This is a genomic window from Thalassobacterium maritimum (genome assembly GCF_031127805.1).
Taxonomy (GTDB): Bacteria; Verrucomicrobiota; Verrucomicrobiia; order Opitutales; family Coraliomargaritaceae; genus Thalassobacterium; species Thalassobacterium maritimum.
On record NZ_JARXHW010000026.1, the window covers coordinates 1 to 21,456 of the forward strand.

At 50.3% G+C, this 21,456-nt stretch carries 14 protein-coding genes, 1 tRNA gene and 1 pseudogene; 12 read left to right on the forward strand and 4 right to left on the reverse strand.

Annotation, left to right across the window (positions count from 1 at the left end):
• Positions 1-486: 486 nt before the first annotated feature.
• The 10 genes and pseudogenes from QEH52_RS11655 (at position 487) to QEH52_RS11700 (ending at position 12,426) form a co-directional block, all read left to right on the forward strand.
• Entirely contained in the window at positions 487-1,791 is a 1,305-nt protein-coding gene (locus QEH52_RS11655) for a tyrosine-type recombinase/integrase (RefSeq protein WP_308950643.1), read from the forward strand.
• Positions 1,792-2,767: 976 nt separating this feature from the next.
• Positions 2,768-3,265 (forward strand): helix-turn-helix domain-containing protein, encoded by a 498-nt coding sequence (locus QEH52_RS11660; RefSeq protein ID WP_308950644.1) that lies wholly within the window; start codon positions 2,768-2,770, stop codon positions 3,263-3,265.
• A gap of 26 nt (positions 3,266-3,291) precedes the next feature.
• On the forward strand, positions 3,292-3,783 hold the full coding sequence (locus tag QEH52_RS11665; protein WP_308950645.1) for a hypothetical protein: 492 nt from the start codon (positions 3,292-3,294) through the stop codon (positions 3,781-3,783).
• Between the two features lie 18 nt (positions 3,784-3,801).
• Positions 3,802-4,017: a helix-turn-helix domain-containing protein gene (locus tag QEH52_RS11670; protein WP_308950646.1), complete on the forward strand. Its 216-nt coding sequence runs from the start codon at positions 3,802-3,804 to the stop codon at positions 4,015-4,017.
• A 742-nt stretch (positions 4,018-4,759) separates the two neighbouring features.
• Positions 4,760-5,605 carry a hypothetical protein gene (locus QEH52_RS11675; protein WP_308950649.1) on the forward strand — a complete coding sequence of 282 codons (846 nt, stop codon included), beginning with the start codon at positions 4,760-4,762 and terminating at the stop codon, positions 5,603-5,605.
• 199 nt (positions 5,606-5,804) lie between these two features.
• Positions 5,805-6,008, forward strand: a pseudogene (locus QEH52_RS20550) (N-6 DNA methylase); the annotation flags it as partial.
• An 80-nt stretch (positions 6,009-6,088) separates the two neighbouring features.
• Positions 6,089-7,063, forward strand: coding sequence for a 5'-methylthioadenosine/S-adenosylhomocysteine nucleosidase family protein (locus QEH52_RS11685; RefSeq protein WP_308950651.1), 975 nt, complete (start codon positions 6,089-6,091; stop codon positions 7,061-7,063).
• A 131-nt stretch (positions 7,064-7,194) separates the two neighbouring features.
• Complete coding sequence (locus tag QEH52_RS11690) at positions 7,195-11,601, forward strand: NACHT domain-containing protein (RefSeq protein ID WP_308950652.1); 4,407 nt, start codon at positions 7,195-7,197, stop codon at positions 11,599-11,601.
• Between the two features lie 152 nt (positions 11,602-11,753).
• On the forward strand, positions 11,754-12,092 hold the full coding sequence (locus tag QEH52_RS11695) for a hypothetical protein (protein ID WP_308950653.1): 339 nt from the start codon (positions 11,754-11,756) through the stop codon (positions 12,090-12,092).
• 258 nt (positions 12,093-12,350) lie between these two features.
• Positions 12,351-12,426: transfer RNA gene (locus QEH52_RS11700), tRNA-Thr, on the forward strand.
• A 133-nt stretch (positions 12,427-12,559) separates the two neighbouring features.
• On the opposite strand, the gene QEH52_RS11705 is transcribed toward QEH52_RS11700, so the two are convergent.
• Genes QEH52_RS11705 through QEH52_RS11715 form a run of 3 tightly spaced genes read right to left on the reverse strand, consistent with a single transcriptional unit; the run spans position 12,560 to position 15,643 of the window.
• Positions 12,560-13,336, reverse strand: a complete 777-nt coding sequence (locus QEH52_RS11705) for a sugar phosphate isomerase/epimerase family protein (RefSeq protein WP_308950654.1) — start codon at positions 13,334-13,336, stop codon at positions 12,560-12,562.
• Positions 13,337-13,360: 24 nt separating this feature from the next.
• The gene (locus QEH52_RS11710) at positions 13,361-14,437 is read right to left on the reverse strand and encodes a Gfo/Idh/MocA family protein (RefSeq protein WP_308950656.1); all 1,077 of its coding nucleotides are present in this window, start codon (positions 14,435-14,437) and stop codon (positions 13,361-13,363) included.
• A gap of 51 nt (positions 14,438-14,488) precedes the next feature.
• On the reverse strand, positions 14,489-15,643 hold the full coding sequence (locus QEH52_RS11715) for a Gfo/Idh/MocA family protein (protein ID WP_308950657.1): 1,155 nt from the start codon (positions 15,641-15,643) through the stop codon (positions 14,489-14,491).
• Positions 15,644-15,718: 75 nt separating this feature from the next.
• On the opposite strand from QEH52_RS11715, the gene QEH52_RS11720 reads away from it, so the two are divergent.
• Positions 15,719-16,516 carry a helix-turn-helix domain-containing protein gene (locus QEH52_RS11720; RefSeq protein WP_308950659.1) on the forward strand — a complete coding sequence of 266 codons (798 nt, stop codon included), beginning with the start codon at positions 15,719-15,721 and terminating at the stop codon, positions 16,514-16,516.
• Between the two features lie 113 nt (positions 16,517-16,629).
• On the opposite strand, the gene QEH52_RS11725 is transcribed toward QEH52_RS11720, so the two are convergent.
• Positions 16,630-17,370: a hypothetical protein gene (locus QEH52_RS11725; protein ID WP_308950661.1), complete on the reverse strand. Its 741-nt coding sequence runs from the start codon at positions 17,368-17,370 to the stop codon at positions 16,630-16,632.
• Between the two features lie 289 nt (positions 17,371-17,659).
• Between QEH52_RS11725 and QEH52_RS11730 the strand changes: the two genes are divergently transcribed.
• Positions 17,660-21,346, forward strand: a complete 3,687-nt coding sequence (locus tag QEH52_RS11730) for a glycoside hydrolase family 9 protein (RefSeq protein ID WP_308950663.1) — start codon at positions 17,660-17,662, stop codon at positions 21,344-21,346.
• The last annotated feature ends 110 nt before the right edge of the window (positions 21,347-21,456 follow it).

The window sequence follows — 21,456 nt, forward strand, 5'->3', positions numbered from 1 at the left end:
AACTTATTAGATCCTTTTCATTCAAAGTACAGATATTGTTGCTGGCTTATCATATTTTTAATATGCAATGGCATTGTGACAAGTCGCGCCCCTACAATCTCCATGAACTTCAAGCGTGCTAGAGTGTTGAGTCAGCATCGTAATCGTTGGTTTCGAGTGCACGGCGATATTTCACAACCGCTCCGCCAGAGAGGCGGGGGAGCTTGCTTGTATTCCTTTTAATTTTTGTGAATCCTTTTGCTTGCGTTCGCATAGTTCAGCCTCAAATTTCGTGACTCTAGATTTTTAATGGCTAGGCCGAAGTAGCTCAGTTGGTAGAGCAATTCATTCGTAATAAATATCTTGCGGCTTAACACTGGTTCATTTTTGTTCACTGCATTGCCTATTTGACCAGTGTTTAAGCGGGTCGAAGGGTGGAGGTAGTGAACCGAAGTTTAACGTGGGGAACACTAGTGAACTTCAAAAGTGTCCAAGAAGTGTCCAAGTATGAGCGCAAAAACACAGACTGATTATTGGAAATCCAGGCTATTCAAACAAACATTCACGTCCAAAAGTGGAGCGAAAAAAGAGGTCTCGACCTATAGCTGTAAAATGCAGCACAAGGGGCACCGCGAGACCTTCAATACCGGCGAGCCGAACAAGCAAAAGGCCGCCGAGAAAGCCCGCGACATCTACATGTGCCTGAGGGCTGTAGGCTGGGAGGAAACCAAACTCAAATACAAGCAACCTACGGAAGAGAAGCCAGAAGCGATTGCCACTGTCGGCGACGTATTGCGCGTTGCTCGCGAAGTTTCGACCATATCCGAGCGAACTTTCACTCAATACGCTATCGCCTTGCGTAGACTTGCCAACGACATCGCAAAGATACCAGACACTAGAGAGAAATACAGCTATAGGATTTCTCAGAAGGAGAAGGATGAGGGCATCACTCAGTCTGGCAATCAGCGCTGGGTGGCTCAAGTCGATGCTGTGAGCCTTACGAAGCTGACGCCTTCGGCGCTCCTTGCCTGGGAGAAGAAGCAAGGCGACAAGAACAAGGACAATCCTGCGCAGCAGCGACGCGACAAGGACAACGCCGCTTCGACCCTTCGCAGAGCCCGCAGTTTATTTGGGAAGAAGCTGATTACTTCACTCAAGGAGCAGCTTACGCTGCCCGAAGTATTGCCCTTTGACGATGACCGTTTTAAATGGAAGCCTAGCACCAAGCGTTATGTTCAAAGCATCGACCCCAAAGAGCTTGTCGGGGTAGCTAGCAGCGAGCTAGCTAAGGACGAACCCGAGTCCTACAAGGCGCTTTTACTCTGCATCTTCTGTGGTCTACGGCGTGCCGAGGCCGACTGTCTGACATGGGAGCAGATAGATTTCTCCAATCAGCTCCTTCACATCAAAGAGACCCCGCATTTCAAGCCTAAGACCCTAGAGTCCACCCGCACCATTCATTTGTCCGAGAAGCTCATCGTAGAGCTAAAGAAGCTCAAGAAGTTAGATCCTCTGAGTCAGAAGACGAATCAGCATTTCGTGCTGCGAGGCGGCAAAGCCAAGCCCAACAGCAAGCACCCTTACTACAGGGCCGACCTCAAGCCTTGGAAGACCTGGAGCAAGCTAGCTAGATGGCTAAAGGAAAAAGGGATCGAGAGTAGTAAGCCGATCCACGAGCTACGCAAGATGTCTGGCAGCCTGATTAATGAGAGCTTCGGGATTGAAGCAGCTCGAAACCACCTAGGACATAGCGACGTGTCGACGACCTCGAAGAGCTATCTGGGAACTCAAAAGGCCGTCATTGACCTGTAGACATCTACTTTCGGGTAACGCTTATAGATCGTCTATAGTAACGTGGTTGAGTCTTGGTCTAATGGTTGCTTTTTGGGTTTTCTGTAAGTGTTTGATTATCAAGGATAATTCTAATAGACCACCTATACAGAATAACAAAGTGTCAAATTTTCGTCCTTTGCGAGCTTCTGGCAAAAGACCGAATCAGATTAATTTTCAATTCGATAAAAGAAGTTTCCAATTTGTGTGTAATAAATGTCATCTTTGCGATTAAGAACCATGATACCCGCATCTAAGAAGACCTCACAGAAGTATTACTCTCTATGATTTCAGGCTGACAGCAAACGTTCGCTCACAGCTATTCAGCCTGAGAACATAGTGCTCTGCTATAGTAAATGACTTATGCATGGTCTTACCATGTTTGTCTTCCCTAAGTAAGAATCACTAAAAGTCACACTTTAGGTAACCTATAGTTATACTATAGTTAATCTTAAAGATTAGTTTTAATTTTTAAAGTATTACTTAGTCCCCGCCGTAACAAGGCACTCTTCCCCGTAACAGCAAGCTATGGCTGTGTGAGACATAAATGTGCCTAGAATCCTAGATTCACCTTTCTCGCTACTATGAGATTAAAAAGGAGACAAGAGCCCCTTCTGTGGGTCTACAGCGCCCATATGCGGTAACTATGATTTCAGGCTGACAGCAAATGTTCGTCAAAAGCCATTCAGCCTGGAAACATAGTGCACTGCCACAGTGAATGGCTTATGCATGGTTTTACCATGTTTGTCTTCCTCAAACAAGAACCACTGAAAGCCAGACTTTAGTTAACCTATAGTTAGTCTATAGTTAACCTATAGTTAATCTTAAAGATTAGTTTTAATTTTTTAAAGTATTACTTAGTCCCCGCCGTGATAAGGCACTCTTCCCCGCCACAGCAAGCGATAGCTGTGTAAGGCATAATTGTGCCTAAAGACCTAGAATCACCTTTCCCACTGTTATGAGATTAAAAGAAAACAAAAGCCGCTCCTGCGGCCCTACAGCGCCCATATGCGGCAACTTCACCAAGGCACCAATCAGCCTGATTGAGGATACCCGCCTAAGAGATAAGGATGTCCGCGTCTGGTGCTACATCGCGAACTATGCCGCAATCTGGAAAGACTTCGCGGCCAATCGAATCGCGGAAGCTATCGGATGTAAGTCGACCTCTGTCGAAAACGCCATCAAGCGCCTGATCGACACGGGTTGGCTCGCCAGAGAAAAGCGCCCGCACTCCAGCAAGTATGATTACCAGATCCTTCTGCACGAGAGTGTCATGACGGATAGGAATGCGCCTAGAGAGCGAGCCGCCAAGAAGCGATTAGCTGAGCTAGCTCGCGCCTGTGGCATGTCCCTTGAAATGGCAAAGGAGACTGCTGCTAAATACGGCATCGAGAGCTTGGAGAAAGCGGCAAAAGCACGCCAGGAATACCTAGCCGCCGAATCCGACGATTTCTAACCCCCAAAACACCGATAAATAAAAACATGACGAAAACTACTGAACTAAAACCAGGCTCACCGCATCCAACCAACCCCGACCTCGTTTACCTAGGAAAGTCGATCAACGATTTTGGTCGACGATGGGGATCGCCCCTAGAACTAGCAATGATCAGAGATAAGAACCGCAGAAGAGCGCGTAAGAAATGGCACATACGTAAGCAGGATTGCCCTTCGAAGCTCGTCTTTAAGAAGCTCAAGAAAGCCTTTCCTTCGCAGTCCTATGGTGACGAATCTACTGACTGGGATGGTCTCGACAAACTCTTCCAGCTTCGAGACCGACTCAATCGTGAACACCCGTCAGAAAAGTGCCCGATCTTCCAGATTCGCCGCAAAGTCAGCCCACGCTTGGGAGGTCTTTTCACCCTGGAAAACTCCTACCTCACGGTGGACCCTTATTTCGAGGAGTCACATGTCCACATCGCTGAGAGCGCCTACAGGGACTTTCAGCTATCCTACGCAGTCAAAAACAATCGCTAAACCAACAAAAACAACTAAATGCCACAAACCGAAGTCAGCCCTGCTAAAGACCCTTGGCTAACCCCGCGACAGGTCTCACAGCAGCTCGGCTATCGATCAAAGACTAACCACAGCGTCTTACGCCTGATTAAAAGCGGAGCGTTGCGAGCCGCTCGCTATAATGCGAGGTGTATTCGCATTCGTCAAAGTGAAGTTAACCGCTTCCTCGCAGAGGCTTCAGGACTCACCTGCTAGACCAGACGCTCACGTAACAATTCACTCAACGACCATCGAAGGGCGCAGAGCTAATTGGCTCTGTGTCCTTCTTTGTGTCGAGCTTAGCTACCTTAGCTACCCTAGCTAGCGCATGATGCCTTTAGCTAGCGCATCGCAGCTATAGCTGAAAAATGACTTTCATCCCTTTGCTAGTGTTTTTCTAGCCTAGTGCTTTTCTTGTGAACAACTTCACGACTTCAGAGGAGGCACCTTCGCGAAACATCCTGAAAATACTTGAGCTAGCGAGCATCCATAGACCTACTTTGCGAGTGCTATGGATGGATCTATCACGTTTACCCGAGAAGAGCTTTACGAACTAGTCTGGTCAAAACCGGTAACAACCGCTGCCTCCGACATCGGCATCTCCGATGTCGGTCTCGCTAAGATATGCAAAAAGCTCGAAGTCCCGCGCCCCGGCAGAGGCTACTGGGGAAAAGGTGACAAACAGCGCAAAAAGCAACGAACTCCATTACCAGCCCCCAAGCGGCAAACTCCCGAGTCAGCCACCATCAAAGTAGACAGCAGGTCTAGGCGAGCTATGCGCAATGAAGTAGCTGACCTTAAGAGTAGAAGCGGCGACTCCGCACATGGGATCGACATCAAAATCCCAAAGAAGCTAAAGTGCTGTCAGCCTTTGATCCGCAGAACTAAGCTTGAACTGGAAAGCACCAAGTGGCTCCATCGCGGCTTAATGCTCTCAAGCGGATCTGGATGCCTTAATATGCAAGTTTCCGAGGATAGCCTAGACCGCGCTCTCCGCATCGCAGAAGCTTGGGTTGCGGCAATAGAGGGGCTGGGATGGCGGATTCAGACCAGCGATGAAGACCCGAAAATGAGTGTCTTAATCGATGGAGAGCAGATTCCCGTTCGTTTTCGTGAGAAGCTATCCGCTACAAAGTCCAGAAGCCCCATACTAGGCTGGATTGAGCATAGCTACCAGCCATCTAAAGTTCTACTTTTTGAGGTCACCGACTGGAGGTTCTCAGGAGCTCGACTTCAAAAGTGTTGGCAGGATAGCGATTCCGAAAAGCTCGAAGCGAAGTTGTCTCGCTTTGTAGAAACCCTTCCGCTGTATGCCGCATACCTCAAGCGAGAGAGAACTATCGAAGCTGAACAGAGGGAAGTCATCCGCCTTAATCACGAACGTTACGAGCGCAGAAGAAAGGCGGAAGAGTTGAAAGCTAGCTACTTGCGCCGAAAACGCGAAGAGCTAGCTAGGGCTCAGTCCGAAGAGCAAACCAGGCGAGCGAACCTCAGCCAGCTAGCTAGCGATTGGCAGGAATCTAAGCGCATCCGTCAGTTCTGCAAAGAGGTTGAATCAGAAGCTAGATACGGGACGCTTGATCATATTCAGGCGGGGGCAGGGGATTGGCTAAGATGGGCCACGCGCATAGCTGACCTTAAAGACCCATTTAAAAATGGCCAGCTCGACTATGAGATTACCTCGACCGGACACGACAGCGACCTCGATTGCTCGCTAAATCCAGAACAAGTCGATTTCCCACTCCCAGAGGAGCTTCAAGCCCAGATTGCGAGCTTACTAGACTTCGAGTCCAAATCGCTCTGAGCCTAGCTGCTCCTACGGTCTCCCGAATTGTAAAACTTCTGTTTAAAACTTCTTGCCTACATGGTTTGCCTAACTAGCTTTTCGCTAGATGCCTGCCAAGAAAGACCTCAATAAACAAGAATCCTTCGGGGAAAACCTCTGGGATGTCGCCAATAAGCTACGCGGCACTGTCGAGTATTCTGAGGATAAGCACGTCATTCTTGGCGAAGTCCCCTCCGACACCTTTTTCAAAGACCAGCACCCCGACCTTAAAGCCGATTTCATTATGGCCAATCCGCCCTTCAACTTAAAGGACTGGCGCGGCCCTAATGAACTGACCGACGATCCACGCTGGGGCGGCTACGAAACCCCGCCCGCCGGAATCGCCAATTACGGCTGGATTCTTCACATGGTCTCTAAGCTCTACAAGCACTTCGAAGACATCCTTACCCTCGTTGGCGGAAAATTCCGCAGGACACATCTTTTAACTCCAAAGTTAGCTTCATGAGTGCTGATCAACTTGAAATCGACGTGCTCCTTTACGTCGCGCTGAACGAAGAATTTGAAGCTCTTACGTCGGCTTTTGCCGAAGATCTTCACGCAAAACTTGAGGTTACAGAACTTACTGATCTGGCGCTTCAAGTATTCTCAGTGAGCGTGACATCTCCTGTGCTTAAGAAAGAAATACGACTGGCTATTGTTCCAGCGGGTAAGATGGGAGCAACTCGGGCGGCGACGGTGGTTTCGGGGATTCTTGGACGATCGAGCTGCAACAATGTCGTTGTGTTGGGGATAGCAGGATCACTTTCTGATGACCTCCAGCCAGGGGATGTTCTCATTCCTGACAGCGTTGTTGAGTATTTGGCTAATTCGGCTGCAAAGAACGTTGAAGACAAAGAGGAATGGGAACTCGAAACGTCGGGAAATAGTTACGCTTCAAATCCTCGTTTATTGAACCGCTTCCAATATCTCAAAACTACGCACAGAGAACAGTTTGAACGTTGGGAGGCTGACTGCGCGGAAAGGTATGCCCCAGTTGCTACTGAGGAAGTTCGAGCCAAAATGGGAGAAGCTGGGTTCACGATGCGATCCGAAGTTAGAATCTTCGCGGGTGACGACCATAAATTGGCAAGCGGTCCTACGGTTGGGAAAAGTGAGGATTTCGTTGAGTGGCTTAAATCGAAGGTGGACCGAAAATTCGCGGCATTGGAAATGGAATCGGCGGGCGTCTACGACGCTAGTAGTCTTCGAGAACCGCCCCCGAGGATTCTCGCGATCCGAGGAATCTCAGACTTTGCCGACGAGAGAAAAAAGCTAATTGAAAATGGAACCAAAGGACAATTTCGAGAGGTCGCGGCCAAAAACGCTCTATCGTTGCTGCTTCGGGGCATCGAAGCTGGATTTTTCGAGCCTGTAGCACCTGAAGACGTTAAAAAAAAAAGTGGGCTAATGTTAGACAAGCGTCGGAAGAATGGATAGCCCAGATACACACATCTCTGCCCAATGGCATTGAGCTACCTCGCTCCGAGGAAGCTGCCGCTCTAGATAAAGCCTATGAAGAGGGACCTGGCGGACACGTATTGGGAGAGAGCGGGCTGGGGAAAAGCGCGTTGCTCAAGCAACTCGCGAATAGGGTTCAGAACGATTCGGAAGTAGTCTGGATTAAGGCTGAGCACTTTTCTGAACTGCAAAATTCTGTGCCAGACCTTGCTTACCTACTTCTTGAGACCGATCGCACCTCAGGTTTCTTGGTAATCGATTCCCTTGAGAGCTGTTACACTTCAGACAGTATTGAAGCGATCAGTCGATTCGTCGCTTCAGTCATTGGTCCTTTGGAAAGCGTTTGGAAGGTGTTTTTTTCATGCCAAACTCCAAGTTGGTCGCGGGTTTCAAACCATTTGTTGAGATACCTGGCAGGTCACAACGTCTTGTCTGAACGGATAGAATGTGGGCGACTTTCTGATGGTGATTTTCAAATTGTTCTAGGTGCAGTTCCAGCAATCCAGAAGCTTTCCGCACAACCACAAATGGGGCGATTCCTGCGATCGCCCAAAATGCTTGATTTGCTTTTGCGTAATGAGCCTGACTTGAGCCGACTATCGATCGGCGAACCTGATGTTATCGAGTGGTGGTGGGACGAACAGGTCAAAGCTGGCAAGAGTTTCTGCGGAGAAGAAAGCATTGCCCGCAGGTTAGCCACTCATCTCGCTGACTCTTTGGTAAGTGAGGCGTCACCTGATATCGTTGCCGTTGATCACGAGGCGACCAACTCACTGATCAACAGGCAAATCTTTTCCTGCACGAATGATGGCCGCATCCGATTTGATCACGATCTGCTTGCGGATTGGTCTCGGGTCATGCATCTACGGTCTCTGGGAGACGACGTTCTAGCTTTTATTCGTGAGCACTCGGAGAATCCTCCTTGGTTGAGGGCTGTCCGGCTCTTTTCTCAACATCTTCTGGAACGTGCTTCCGATCACGATAGGTGGCAGACAATCGTTGAGTCGTGCAGGGCTGTCACCCCTGATCAGAAAGAGCCAGAATCTCGAGATCTACAGATCCTCGACACTTGGCTTGAGGGAATTGCATACTGTAGCGATCCGTCAGCACTGCTCGCACAGAATAGAGATCAGCTATTTGCGGACGACGCATGGTTGTTGAAGCGACTTCTTCGGCGCCTTATGCACAACGCCACCATTCCGGATCCCGTCGTTCAAAACCAGTTTCACCAGATCGATCCAGAGACCGCCGATTACGCGGCTCTTCGGTTCAGGTTGCCCGTCGTGAGCCTTTGGCCGTCATTTACTGAGTTCCTGATTGCGAATCCAGAGGAAACTACAGATTGCCTCCCAGTAACCCTCGCTGAGCTGGGATTAATGTGGGGAAAACTGGACGAGTATCTCGGGATCAATTGGAGTTCGCTTGCAGAGTTGATTCTTCTCAATGCAGAGAAGGAACTGCGCCGAGAGGTGGCGGGTGCTTACAGACACGATCGTGGTTCTAGGTCCCTCCGCGGTGGAAGCAATTCCCGCGCTACGATCTACTCAGCAGCACTGCGAGCAGCATCCCAAAACCCTGAACGAGCAGTGAGTTTTGCACTCAAGGCCGCTGGGCGCAAAGAATGGGATGAAGACGATCTGACCGAAGAGGCCGATGAAGGCTGGCGAGGAGAGTGGCATGAGCCGTCATTTTTTGGAGGTCGGGGTAGCCGCGTTGTCCAGCCTGTTGAGGCTTGGCCAGACGGCCCGCGCCGCACGATTAGTCGCGACTTCTATCAGCCCTGGTTCGAGGCGAACGCATCGCTTCCGTTATTTACGAAATGCCCTGCCGCGGCTTGTGAGATCACCTTGGCTCTTTTGATTGATTGGCCAAAGACCGAAATCAGTAAGGGCGACTATGATATTGGAGCTCGAAACCACGGATTTAGATTCGAAGCAGACCAGTTGAAATCCGCATTTTGGTCTAAGGGTCCGTTTATCGGATATCTCCGATCAAACTGGCGACCTGCAGTCGAACTTATTGTTGCCCTCACTAACTTTGCAACTGATCGCTATGAGGATTGGTGGCCGTATTCTCCTGAGGTTGAATCCGTAGCCATAAAAACGTCCGATGGTAAATCGGAATGGAAAGGAAACCATCAGGTTTTCGCTTGGAATCGATACCACATGAATACCCCAGCAGTGGTGACTTGTGCGCTAATGGCTCTGGAAAAGTGGTTTGATGAGAGATTTGAAGCAGAGGAATCGGTGTCCAACGTGATTGATCTTTTGTTTAAAGAGGGGCGCTCTCTCGCTCTGGCTGGCGTTCTCATTTGTGTTGGGAAGCGCCACGAATCGCTTTTTACGGCTGAGCTGAAGTCTCTTCTTTTCGTCCGAAAGCTTTATGAACTAGATCTTGTGTCAATTCGCTGGAGCGTTGGTGTTGGGGCGTCGCCGCGAGAAGGTGAGTTCGTTTTCAATGCAAAACGTGATTGGGCGAACCTTCCTGGTCGAAAGGTGTCGCTGGGAGATGCATGTTGGTCATGGATGCTGAACAAAGCAGAGTTCTCTGAGGTATTCGAAGACATCTCGGCCGCGTGGTATCTTGAAGCCGAAGCACTACCAGAAAGTTCTCAAGACCGAAAGGAAGTGGAACGCTGGGCAGTTGAGTTTGATCCGAATCTTTGGGAGAGGGAGGATGGAGGCATTGAGTTCAATAATAAACGACTCATCGATTTTCAGGATCCGACCGCGGAGAAAGATCTTTCGGTAAAGCAGGCGCTATTAACACTGCCTTACAAATACGCAGAGATATTGAAGAATCGGCAAACCTTTGATGCTGCGGGCTGTGACTATATTTGGAGACAGCTGCAAAATGAAGATTTTTTTGACCACGCAAATAAATTGTTTGCTGCGGAGCCCGAGGGTTCTCAGTTTTTGGATGGGCGGCATACACGCGCAGGACTGCTTGCGGTAATTACCTGCATGGGGGAGGAATGGTTGCAGAACGACACATCCAAATTCGAGTTTGTAGATGCCGAAATTTGGAAGATCCTAAATGATCAGCCAAAAATCACTGTTTACTCGCCTGAAGATAGTAGTGACGACTACGAAGGCTTTTTGGCTCGGGCTGTCGTTCGACGCTGGGCTGCCAATGTGAACGATCCTGACTGGAGGGGGGCGGTCGCTCGCTTCGTTACGTCATATCGCTACCGGACAGTTCAGTGTTTATTTGATGAAGCGTTCAGATGTCGTGCGAAGCTGGGAAATGCATACATCGAACTCGAGGCATTCGCTCTTTCATTCTCGAGTATTCGACAAGAAGCCACGAAATCTGACTTCTACGGCAACAAGGATACTGAAAACAAGCTCATCTACGTTTGGGCAAGTGAATGGATTTCGAAGTTTGCAGACGGAGAAGGTCCTAAATGGACCGACGATTGGGCATCCATTGAGGCTAAAGAAGAGACACCAAAAGCGAATTATGGTCAACGGCGCGTGCAAAGAGCAAAACTGAGCCAGAAGATTTGCAAAGGTCTAGAGAGGTTTATGCAACAGGTTCGGCGGGGCAAAACGAAGGAAACAGCGTCTATAACACCGAAGAATCCGGAACAAATCAGGGTAATGCCTCCAGAGCGACGCGAGCTTCACCGAATTGGATATAATCTAGAGCTGGGCGTTATGCTCGCTGCGTTTGGGCATGCACCTCAACTTGTGGATGCCCGAGATTCTGACGAGCGAAGGCACTGGTTGGTAATAGCGAAGGAACTATTAGCGGTATTTCACCGGACGCTCCCTGAAACTGATGGTTCAGACGATGCCAAGTGGGACTACGAGGTTTGGTCCAATGATGAGAAAGTCTTCGAAGTTGTAGCCGCAAGGCTGTTGGAGTCCTCCGAGGAAGAAGGGCTAGAGTTTTGGCAAAGTGTTCTTCGGCTGCCTCCTGCAGCACATCACCATATTGAGCAGTTTCTCAACGTTGTATTGCTTGAAGCTGTAAGAACAGATCCACCTAAGACTGATCAATTGATGGGACTTTGGGGCCCTTTCGCTGACTTCTTGGCCGCACAAGATGTCTGGGCCACCTCCAAGAGTAGAGACGCGGATGATGTGTGGAAAGTCATTCTGCTTTTTGGCTCCGATTTCGCATCTGATGGCGAAGCCGCATTCGCCCCTCTTGTCCAGAAACTCGCGACTCACTACCGAAGATTTATCGAGCGCATTCAGTATGACTCCTACACTCAGAGCACGTTGGTAGCGTTCTTAATCAAAGATGCGGCTGCCCCCATCTTCATTGATACGCTGGAGTGGTTCCACAGCAGCTGGAAAGAAGCGAAAGGTTACTTCTGGGAAACTGGAATCGAGCGAGGGGATTTTGAAAGGCTTCTTGAGTTTGGGTGGAACAATCGGTTCGAGGATATTCGCAAAAATCCCAGTGCACTTGCTGCCTTTAAGACGCTCACACTGAACCTCGCAACTCATAATAGCGCAGCCGCGATAGACATTCAGAACCGCATTGGAGGTTCAGACTCACAATAATTGCTTTCCACCGCATCAAACCCCGGATCACAGAAAACCGTTCAAGCTCGTATCCTCGAATACGCTAAGGGCATAGGTTGGACGATTATGTCACACGAGGAGGCTGTTCCGCTGATTAAGTAGGGCTCCGAGTCGATAAAGTTACAGGGGGAATGGACTGGTTCGTCGATAACAGCGATCACAACAACATGGATACAGTCTGGTCTAGGCCAGTAAGGCCTGAGGACGGCCTAAGGTATAGCTGGGCCGAAGAGCCCGTATACGACGATCAATTGAGCAATCTCACGACAATCGTCTTCGATGGTTATTACAACGACCTGATCATCTTCACACTGTCCGAGCAGCACGGCCTAGATTTAAAAGAGAAAGAGTTCAAATTCAATCTCAACGAAGACGGCTCCCCGACGCTAGTCAGCTTCAAGGGGATGGTTTTGAAAATCATCGAGGTCGACAATCTAGGCCTCACATACGAGTGGGTCAAACTAGGCTGAAAAATTCGACCAAAAATCCCTGCCACTTTTATCGTCTAGATTACCTCGAAAATTCCCCCCGTGGGTATCAATTCTATGTTGACGAACCCGTAAGAGATAACAGCCTGTGCGTTTTCAGTTCTTTGCGTATCTTCATCGTTCTAGAGTTTTTCCAAAGCGTCCACAAGCACGGCGGAAGCTCAAAACGTCCAAGAAGTGTCCAAGTAGGAATTTGAACTAAATTTCTTCCCTTTGTAAATAGTTGAAAATAAAGATTTTGCCGAAGTAGCTCAGTTGGTAGAGCAATTCATTCGTAATGAATAGGTCGACGGTTCGACTCCGTTCTTCGGCTCCATTCTCAACCCCTTGCTTGGTATTAGCTTGGGGTTTTTATTTGCCTGTTTTCTGTTGGGCCTGAGTGGACACAAAACAGCCCGCTGCAGGGCGAGGCCTGTGCGGGCTGTGGAGAAAAGCTGTTAGCTTGGGGCTTAAGACACCAAGTTGGCTTTGATGTAATCGAAGCTCATTTTTAGGGAATCGAAGGGATCGCCGGGGCAGCTGTCTTGTTCGACGATGAACCACTCGCAACCGGATTCCTCGGCTGCGGCGATGATGGGCTTGAAGTCGAGGTTTCCGTAGCCGATCTCATGCATGATGGGGGTGTTGCCTTCGCGCACGCCGACATCCTTGAGGTGGAGTAGGGGCAGGCGCCCCTTGAGCATTTTGCACCATTCTACGACGTTGCCGCCGCCGAGTTGCACCCAGTAGGTGTCGGGCTCGAAGTGGAGGTTTTCGGCGGAGGTTTGCTCTGCGATGTGTTGCAATGCTGGCTTGCCGTCCCACTTGTAGAATTCGTTGGCGTGGTTGTGGTAAGTTAATACGAGGCCCGCCTCCCGCAACACTGCACCTGCTTTGTCGAGTTGCTGGATTAATTTATTGCGTGACTCCGCATCTGTGAAATCGACGTCTCTTGGGAATGGATAGGCGGTGTATTGGGTGCCTAGCTTCTTTAGGCGCTCGACGACCTTTTCAGGCTCGTCGAGAATCATACCGCTGGGCTCGTGAGTGGCGCAGATGGTGAGACCATTTTCAGCACACACAGCTGCGATTTCTTCGGCTGGCATGACATCGTGGCCCATGCCGGAGATTTGCACTGCCTTGTAGCCGATGTCGGCTATCTTTTTCATACTCGCACGGAAGTCTTCGGGAGTCTGGATAAAGTCACGAATGGTGTACGTGATGAGAGCAACTTGTTCAATTTTCATAATAGTTTTGAAATTTTTGGATCTTTAGCGTGCTTGATCGGCGACTGCTTGTGCTTGTAGTGATAGTCTGGAGGCGGCAAAGGCATGTTCTTGTGTCATTGCGTTTTCGGTGCGATTGAGGCAGTCGAGTATCAGTTGACCAAAGAAGGGAAAGCCGACTTGCCCCTTTACCTGCATGACTTGTTCGCCTTCGTTGTTCGCGAGTATGATGGTGTCGGAGTCGTTGCTACGCCCAAAATCAAAGTACTTGCGAATTTCAATGGTGCCCTTGGTGCCGGTAATGAAACTGCGGCCGTCGCCCCAACCGCGCATGCCGTCGGGGGTGAACCAATTGACGCGTGAGAAGCACTGGACGCCATTTTCAAGGATCATGACTGCTTGGCCGACATCTTCCAAACCAGGCTTGTCCGCATTGGCACGGTTGTCCACCGCGGCGTGGGCGATGCTGCCCTTGGTGCAGCGAGTGTAGTGCAGAAATTGGTCGAATTGGTGCGAAGCGATGTCGGTCAGGATGCCGCCGTATTGCGCTTTATCAAAGAACCAGTCTGGCCGGCCCGCTTTGCCTAGGCGGTGTGGACCAAAAATCTCCATGTGCACGATGTCGCCAATGACGCCGTCTTGGATCAATTGGTCGGCATACCACGCAGATTCCACGTGCACGCGCTCCGAGTAATATACCATGTATTTCTGTCCGGTCGCGGCGACGACTTTTTCCGCCTCAGCGAGTTGCTCCAGGGAAGTAAAGGGGCACTTATCGGTGAAGTAGTCCTTGCCCGCTTGCATGACTTGACAGCCGATCGGTCCGCGTTGATTGGGGATGGCCGCGGCGGCGACTAAGTGGACATCGGAGGCTAGCACTTCTTCGAAGCTCGCTGCTATATGCACACCGGGGAATTTTTCTTTGAGGCTCTCGATGCGTGTCGCATCGGGCTCATAGATCATTGCCAGTTCAGCGCCAGCTTCGGTCAGGCCGTTGATCATGCCGTAAATGTGGCCGTGATCAAAGTGGGCGGCTGCAAAGCTAAATTGGCCGGGGTTGACGACTGGCTGCGGTTTGGCCGCAGTCGGTGCGTAGTTCATTCCATCATTTGCATTTGTCATTGGAAGTATCTGTAATTTTAGCGTGAGGTTTTAGTCTGAATCGAGGCTCGCTTACCAGCTGAGTTCTTCGACTTTTCCGCCTTTAATCTCTGGTTTTACGTAGGTGGAGTTTTCGATTTTCGCTTTGAGCACGCGTGCGTATGCCGCGCCATCGAGCGGTAGCTCCACGGGGCTCTTTTCGAAGGCAGAGAAAAGCATCGCATTGGCCAGCTCCACTGAGTGAATGCCTTCACCAGCGGGCGCAATGAGCGCTTCGCCTTCGAGGATCGCATTTGTGAAATTCTTTAAAATACCGTTGTGCTGTTCGCCATTCCCCTCTGGCAGCGGGATCTCCACGTTCCAAACTCCCGGCTTTTGGAAGCCGTTTGTAGCAGTCTTGCTATGCTCGCTCACGAGTTGCTCGGTGCGTGTGAAGTGCAGCTTGCCATTTTCTACAACAATTTTGCCGCGCTCGCATGCGATCTCCAAGCGATTGGTGCCGGGGGCTTCACCGGTGGTGGTGATGAATACGCCGGTGGCTCCGTTGGGATACTCCAGCATGGCTGTTACGGCGTCTTCGACTTCGATGTTGTGGAAGCGGCCAAATTGGCAATTGGCAGTCACCTTTGAGGGCATGCCAAAGATCCACTGTAGTAGGTCGAGGTTGTGGGGACATTGATTGAGCAATACGCCACCGCCTTCGCCGCCCCAAGTTGCACGCCAGCCGCCTGATGTGTAGTAGTTTTCGGTGCGATACCAGTCGGTAATGATCCAGTTGATGCGCTCTACGCTGCCGAGTTCGCCCGATTCAATGAGCGACTTCACTTTGCGGTAAGCAGGGTCGGTGCGTTGGTTAAACATGGCGCTGAAGACGAGTTTCTCATCCTTCCAGGCCGCGATCAGGCGCTCACAATCCTCCTTGTGCACGGAAATTGGCTTCTCGACCAAGGTGTGAAGACCAGCTTCGAGCGAGGCGATGCCCAGTGTGGTGTGGGAGTAGTGTGGGGTGGCGACCAAGACGGCATCGACTGTGCCCGACTGGATCAGGTCCATGCCTTCGCTGAAATGCGTGATATCTTTAAATTTTTCCAAGCGTTCCGGGTTTTGGTCGGCAATCGCGGCGAGTTCTAAATTGGGGATTTTACCATCAATGATATTTTTGGCATGGCTGGTACCCATGTTACCCATTCCGATGATTCCGAGGCGAACAGTTTTGTTTGTAGTCATGCCCTGAAGAATACCTGCTTAGAGCTTCTTTTTCAATGGACTGATGAAGCAAATTTTTGCACTATTGAATCATTTATGGATTTTCCTGATTTACACGATACCGCTGTCCAGATCATTTCGCCGCCCTTTGTGCATGAGAGTGATGATGCCTGGAACTGGCAGTCGAGTGAGGAGCGCTACTGGAACCTATGGATCTGTTTAGAAGGGAACGCGTTGATCGAATGCGATGGCGTGGAGTATCCTGTCCAGCCTTGGACGGCATTTCTATTTAGTGCAGGCTCTAAGATTACGGGGCGTTCGCGTGTTGGGTCCAAGTCTATGCGTAACTTCAGTATTCATATTAATTTGGGGGCTAAGAATGACGAGCTGTTGAGAGGGCGTTTGCTGGGGATCGAATTGCATGAGCCCAACAATGTGAACAGTTTGATCAATTTAGCGATTCGGCTGTCTTCTTACCGCGACAGTTTTGCAGAGCAGCAATTACAGACTTTGACGCTTAGTATGCTCGGGCTTTTGTGGCGCGAGTCGATCCAGTCTGTTCAGACAGATGCAGCATGGTTGATTTATCGACAATTGGATCGCATCCACGCGGGCCAAGACATGTTTCGCTCTGTGGATGAACTGGCGGCCGAGGTTAATTTATCGCGCATTCACTATGGGCGCTGCTTCCGGCAGTTGACCAATGAGTCGCCCAATCGCTATTTGATTGTGAAGCGAGTCGAGCGTGCCTGCGTGTTATTAGAGCAGACGGATTGGGCTGTCGACGCTGTGGCGCAATCGATTGGCTACAATGATATTTACTTTTTCAGCCGGCAGTTTCGCAAAGTAATGGCTTGTACGCCAACTCAATACCGCGAGCGCTCGCGTAGCTAGTCCCAGAGACTGAAGTGGGGCCAGTGGGGCCAGTGGGGCCAGTGGGGCCAAGTGGGACCAAGTGAGGCTGCGCGCTTAAAGCGCTCTCAGGTAAAATACGCTGAAGCAGGATCTTATCGCTCTAGCGATACCTTGAACTCTTGCAGATACAAGATTTTGGCTTGATTACCACTGAGTGCATCCGTGTCGACTGCGACTAATGAGATGAAGTTCTCGTCCAGCTCAACGACTTGGTCGTCTAGGATCAGCTGATCATCGATGGTGATGGATGCGGTATTGTTTGGGCGCAGGTCGATCACGACAGTGCTGCCTTCACCGATGGCGGTGGGGAGGTGGCCCGAGGTGTCTTTGTCGTCGACGCTAAAGCTGCAACTGGTGTCGCCGTAAATGAGCGAGAGCGCGTAATCGCCTTGATAATCTTGGCGTGATTGTGCGCTCGCGCCGAATCTGAAGCGGCAGAGCACGCCGGGACTGGATTTGCCGAATGTGTAGCTGAATCGAAGTGTGCGGCCATTCTTAGCGACGGATGCCCAGTCGCCATTGTAGCTTAACCAGAGTTTGGAGGTTGCATTGGAATCAGGGCGGTCCCAATCACCTGTTTTGAGTGCGATTTTGAGCGCGCCATTGTTGTTCTGCACTACGCTGCGCCAGTCATTTTGTTGGCCGCTAACACTACTACTAAAGTCACTAGGCTTGAGGTTATTGCTGAAGCGCTTGAGTTGAAAGCTGTTCTTTTCTACTTTTTGGACTGGTTTGATGCCAGGTATGCTCATTTCGCCGGCGTGCGCGCTGCTGGTGATCAGGTTGAAGCATAGCAGAATGAAGCAGGCTAGCTTGGGTGTGTGGCGTTTCATGTGTGCGAGATTTTTGATGTTAGAATTAAACGAATTCATTCACTTTAAAGACTTAGCTGTAGAGACAAGCTTTCGTGTCGTCAATATGTATAGATGAATTGTGTGAATAGAAGAATTTTTTTACCCGATGCGCTTGATGGTTTCTCACTATCTGCGTGTTTATTTCTATTTATTTTAGGGTTATTTGTGAAATTAATTACGCGTTTATCATATTTTTTTTACCATGTTTAGTGTCGTCATTTTGAGTGGGTAAACATACTCATAATTAACCCTACCACTAGGCCTAATTATGATGCATTATATCTCCTCTCTTGTCGTTCGACTCTTTTCAGGGACTTCGTATCCAGTTGGCTTTATATTGTCTGGTATATTACTTACGTCCTGCATGAAGGCTGATGAGCTGTTATTGTGGAACGGTGAGATTCCCTCCGAAATAGATGCAGATAACTTGGTATATGGCGCGGCGGCGCCGGCTGAGGCGCCGGAGACGGGCTGGTATTTCGCTGGGACGCCGGACTTGTGGCATGCGCCAGGCATTCAGTTACAGGATGAGGTCTGGCGGGTGGACCTCTCGGACTACGATGAAATACGTTTTTGGGTGCGCACTTCGGTGGCAGGTTATTCGCACGGCTTTTCTGTGCATGGTTGGTACATGGGGGGCAGTGTTACAGTGCCGATTGAGAACTATGTGGAAGGCGGTGTGCTGGATACCTATTGGCGTGAGGCCGTGATACCGATCGCTGATTTGATGGCGAATGGTTGCTCGCTTGGTTCAGTCGAATATTTGTATTTCGGCACCAGTGAATCAGACCATACCATTGAGATCGATGAAGTGTGGGCGGTGACCTCAGATGCGCCGGAGCCTCTCGCTTCGAGCAGCTTGATTGGTGAGGTGATTTGGGACGGCTCACGTGAGGATGAAAGCGATCCTTCCAATTTTAAATATGGAGTCCCCGTGGCCGATGCAAGTTTGGTGAGTGGTTGGTATTTTGAAGGTTCGCCCGATCCCTGGCATTCGCCTGGTATTAAGTTACGCGGCGATTATAAGCGCATGGATTTATCAGATGCGGAGGAGATTCGCTTTTGGATACGTTCTTCGCTAGCTGGAGTGACTCCCGAACTGTCGGCTTATGGCTGGCACATGGGAGGCAGCGCTTCGGTACCCATTGCGAATTATGTGACTGGGGGTAATATCGATGCCAATTGGCGCGAGGCTGTTGTGCCTGTTGCGGAGCTCAAAGCGAATGGCTGTTTAATGGATTCGATCGAGTATTTGTATTTTGGTAAAGGAGAGGCGAACCACACGGTCGATATTGCCAATGTGCGCTGCGTCGAGGCCGACTGGGCGCCACCTGTGGATGAGGGGGATGTCGATTCAGCGCCTCCAGTTCCTTACACTTCGGAGGCATGGCTACAGGACCTGGAGGGGAATGCGCCAATTGAGCGTCCGCTTTTCAGCGGGGTGGAGCAACTGTTGGTGCTCTCGAATAAGTGGGTGATCGTGGTGGTGGACCCATTCGATGACTTCGTCGCTCAAATGGATTTGTTAACGAGTGGCGAGTATTCGGAAACTATGGCTGATGTCGAAGATGCGATCGCTCGTGAGCATCAGACTGATGTTTGGGTGCATCGTGCGAAATTAGAAAAGATGCGCTGGGAGCATCTGGTGACTGCTCGTCAGAACGGGAGCGAGCCGCTGATGCCTAATACTGACTTTTACACCTTATCTAGCACTAATGATACATCCTATGCGGTCGATTTAGAGCCGAGTCGCGTGACAACCAGTTTGATCTCGAACGATGATTCGGTGAGTGCGGGATACGATGCGGTGCGGTATGGCATCTATGCATACATTGAAATGCCCCAGGCGATGCAGGATGGGAAGTCGTATACCATCACACTGGATGATGGAAAATACGTAAGCTTTGTCTTCGATGACGATGCCACCGTAGCGCGCAGCATTAAAATCAATCAGGTCGGCTATCAAGAAGGCAAGTCCTCCAATTATGCTTATGTCGGTGCTTACCTGCAGGAGTTTGGTCCGCTGCCTTTAGACCAGCTTACGAGCTTCGATGTGGTTGACTCGGGCACGGGGGCCGTTGTTTACCAAGGAAGTTTAGCGGATGGCAAAATTACGCTGCGTGATGATGCCTCATTGATGGATGCCAGCGATGACGATGATGGCTCTGAGCCGCGTCCTTCGATGAATGGTGAAAAGCTGTATCAACTCGACCTGACTGGACTCACTACGCCAGGCAACTACTACATCCGCGTGCCAGGCGTGGGTCGCTCTTGGCCGTTCCGCGTGAATGATGATGTTTATGGTGAGGCTTTTTATACCGCCATGCGTGGGCTCTATCATCAGCGTGCTTCTTTTGCCCTTGAAGCGCAATACACGGCGTGGACCCGTCCGCGCTATCACACCGATCCCATTTATGAATCACAAATGTTGCCGTATTGGGCGGACATGACGAAGGCGATCTTAGATAGCACGCAAAAGCCAGTCAGCTGGCCTCGTTTCGATATCATTGGGGCGACTACCGTGACCAGCCAAAGCACTACTGAGGTCGATGGCGGCTGGTACGATGCGGCGGATTACGATCGTAATCTGTATCACTACGTTTTGATCTTTGACCTGCTCAAACTCTACGAATTTGCGCCTGCGAAATACAGCGATGGGCAATTAAATATTCCAGAGTCTGGTAATGGTATACCCGATCTATTGGACGAGGTCGAATACGGCCTTCGTATTTGGAAGCATAGTCAGCGTGCGGATGGTGGGGTCTCTGGCATCGTGGAAACCTCGACACATCCCTCCATCGATGACGACACTGTGCTATGGAGCTTCGCTCAGCGCACTCGCTGGTCGAGCTTGATCTATGCCGCCGCAGCAGCTGAGCTGGCGCGCGCGCTGGAGCCCTTTGATGCTGCGTTGGCACAAACTTATGAGCTTTCGGCACTTTCCGCTTACGCCTATGGAGTCAATCCAGCCAACACGCTCAATAATCTGAGTATCGCAGCCGCCAGTAGCCGCGGGGAGGGGGATCCATACTCGCTGACTTTCACCGAGGAGGCGAATTTTAATGATAAATTCGAGCTTATGGCGCGTGTGCAGCTCTTTTTACTGAGTGAGGACGTTAACTACTTGGATGGAATCGAGGCACTCTATGCCAACTCGCCAGCACCTTACTCCTGGCCCTATACGGATCGCGATTTCTCGCCTTGGCTCTATTTTGACCTCGCATATCATCCATTGGTGACTGCCCAGACGAGCTATGTCTCTCCAGCCACGCAGGCCGCCGTTGCCGCAGATTTAATGAGTGCCGCCAATCGCTATGCCGCGATGAATGACAGTATGCCTTATCGTATGTCATGGCCGCGTCGTCAGGATTATTGGATGAGTTGGGGGGCGAGTGATATGACCAATCGCGCAAAGGTGATGCTGATCGGTAATCAAATCCAGCCTAGTAGCACTCTGGTACAGTCTTCAGAGTCCAACCTCGCCTACATGCTGGGAGCCAATCCTATGGGGATGAGCTGGACCACTGGTATCGGATTTGCCTACCCCGTCTCGATTCAGCACGAGAGCAGTATGACGGACGATATTCTGGATCCCTATCCAGGCATCACCATTTATGGCAACACATCCTCACACGTCTTTCCCGAGCTGAGAAACCGCGTCTATAAATATCCGACCGCTAAGGATAGTGATGGGGAGCCGCTATTTAAGAGTGATCATGCCGCCGATTTTGCGACATTCTATGAACTGCCTGAGCAATATCCCGTCTTCCGGCGCTGGGCTGCGCACCCTTCTTTGAACGTCACTCAGAACGAGTTCACGATTCACGAAACCAATAGCTCGACTATTTTTGTGCTTGGTATGCTGATGGAAGAGGGCTGGATGCCCAGTGAAAGCCTCAAGCAACGTGGCCCACGCAATGAAGAAGATTTATTTGGGTATTGGTATCTGCCATAGTTCTTGGCGAGGGATGCAGCAAGAGTATGTGCTCTAGCACTTGCTTGTTGGGCGACTACGCAGTAGGTTTTAGTGACATCAGTTGCTGCGAAGGCTGTGGAATAAACTAC

Bases quoted from the DNA above. Each gene is read 5' to 3' on its own strand.
- QEH52_RS11655 (WP_308950643.1), top strand. From the start codon at position 487: ATGAGCGCAAAAACACAGACTGATTATTGGAAATCCAGGCTATTCAAA.
- QEH52_RS11660 (WP_308950644.1), top strand. From the start codon at position 2,768: ATGAGATTAAAAGAAAACAAAAGCCGCTCCTGCGGCCCTACAGCGCCC.
- QEH52_RS11665 (WP_308950645.1), top strand. From the start codon at position 3,292: ATGACGAAAACTACTGAACTAAAACCAGGCTCACCGCATCCAACCAAC.
- QEH52_RS11670 (WP_308950646.1), top strand. From the start codon at position 3,802: ATGCCACAAACCGAAGTCAGCCCTGCTAAAGACCCTTGGCTAACCCCG.
- QEH52_RS11675 (WP_308950649.1), top strand. From the start codon at position 4,760: ATGCAAGTTTCCGAGGATAGCCTAGACCGCGCTCTCCGCATCGCAGAA.
- QEH52_RS11685 (WP_308950651.1), top strand. From the start codon at position 6,089: ATGAGTGCTGATCAACTTGAAATCGACGTGCTCCTTTACGTCGCGCTG.
- QEH52_RS11695 (WP_308950653.1), top strand. From the start codon at position 11,754: ATGGACTGGTTCGTCGATAACAGCGATCACAACAACATGGATACAGTC.
- QEH52_RS11705 (WP_308950654.1), bottom strand. From the start codon at position 13,336: ATGAAAATTGAACAAGTTGCTCTCATCACGTACACCATTCGTGACTTT.
- QEH52_RS11710 (WP_308950656.1), bottom strand. From the start codon at position 14,437: ATGACAAATGCAAATGATGGAATGAACTACGCACCGACTGCGGCCAAA.
- QEH52_RS11715 (WP_308950657.1), bottom strand. From the start codon at position 15,643: ATGACTACAAACAAAACTGTTCGCCTCGGAATCATCGGAATGGGTAAC.
- QEH52_RS11720 (WP_308950659.1), top strand. From the start codon at position 15,719: ATGGATTTTCCTGATTTACACGATACCGCTGTCCAGATCATTTCGCCG.
- QEH52_RS11725 (WP_308950661.1), bottom strand. From the start codon at position 17,370: ATGAAACGCCACACACCCAAGCTAGCCTGCTTCATTCTGCTATGCTTC.
- QEH52_RS11730 (WP_308950663.1), top strand. From the start codon at position 17,660: ATGATGCATTATATCTCCTCTCTTGTCGTTCGACTCTTTTCAGGGACT.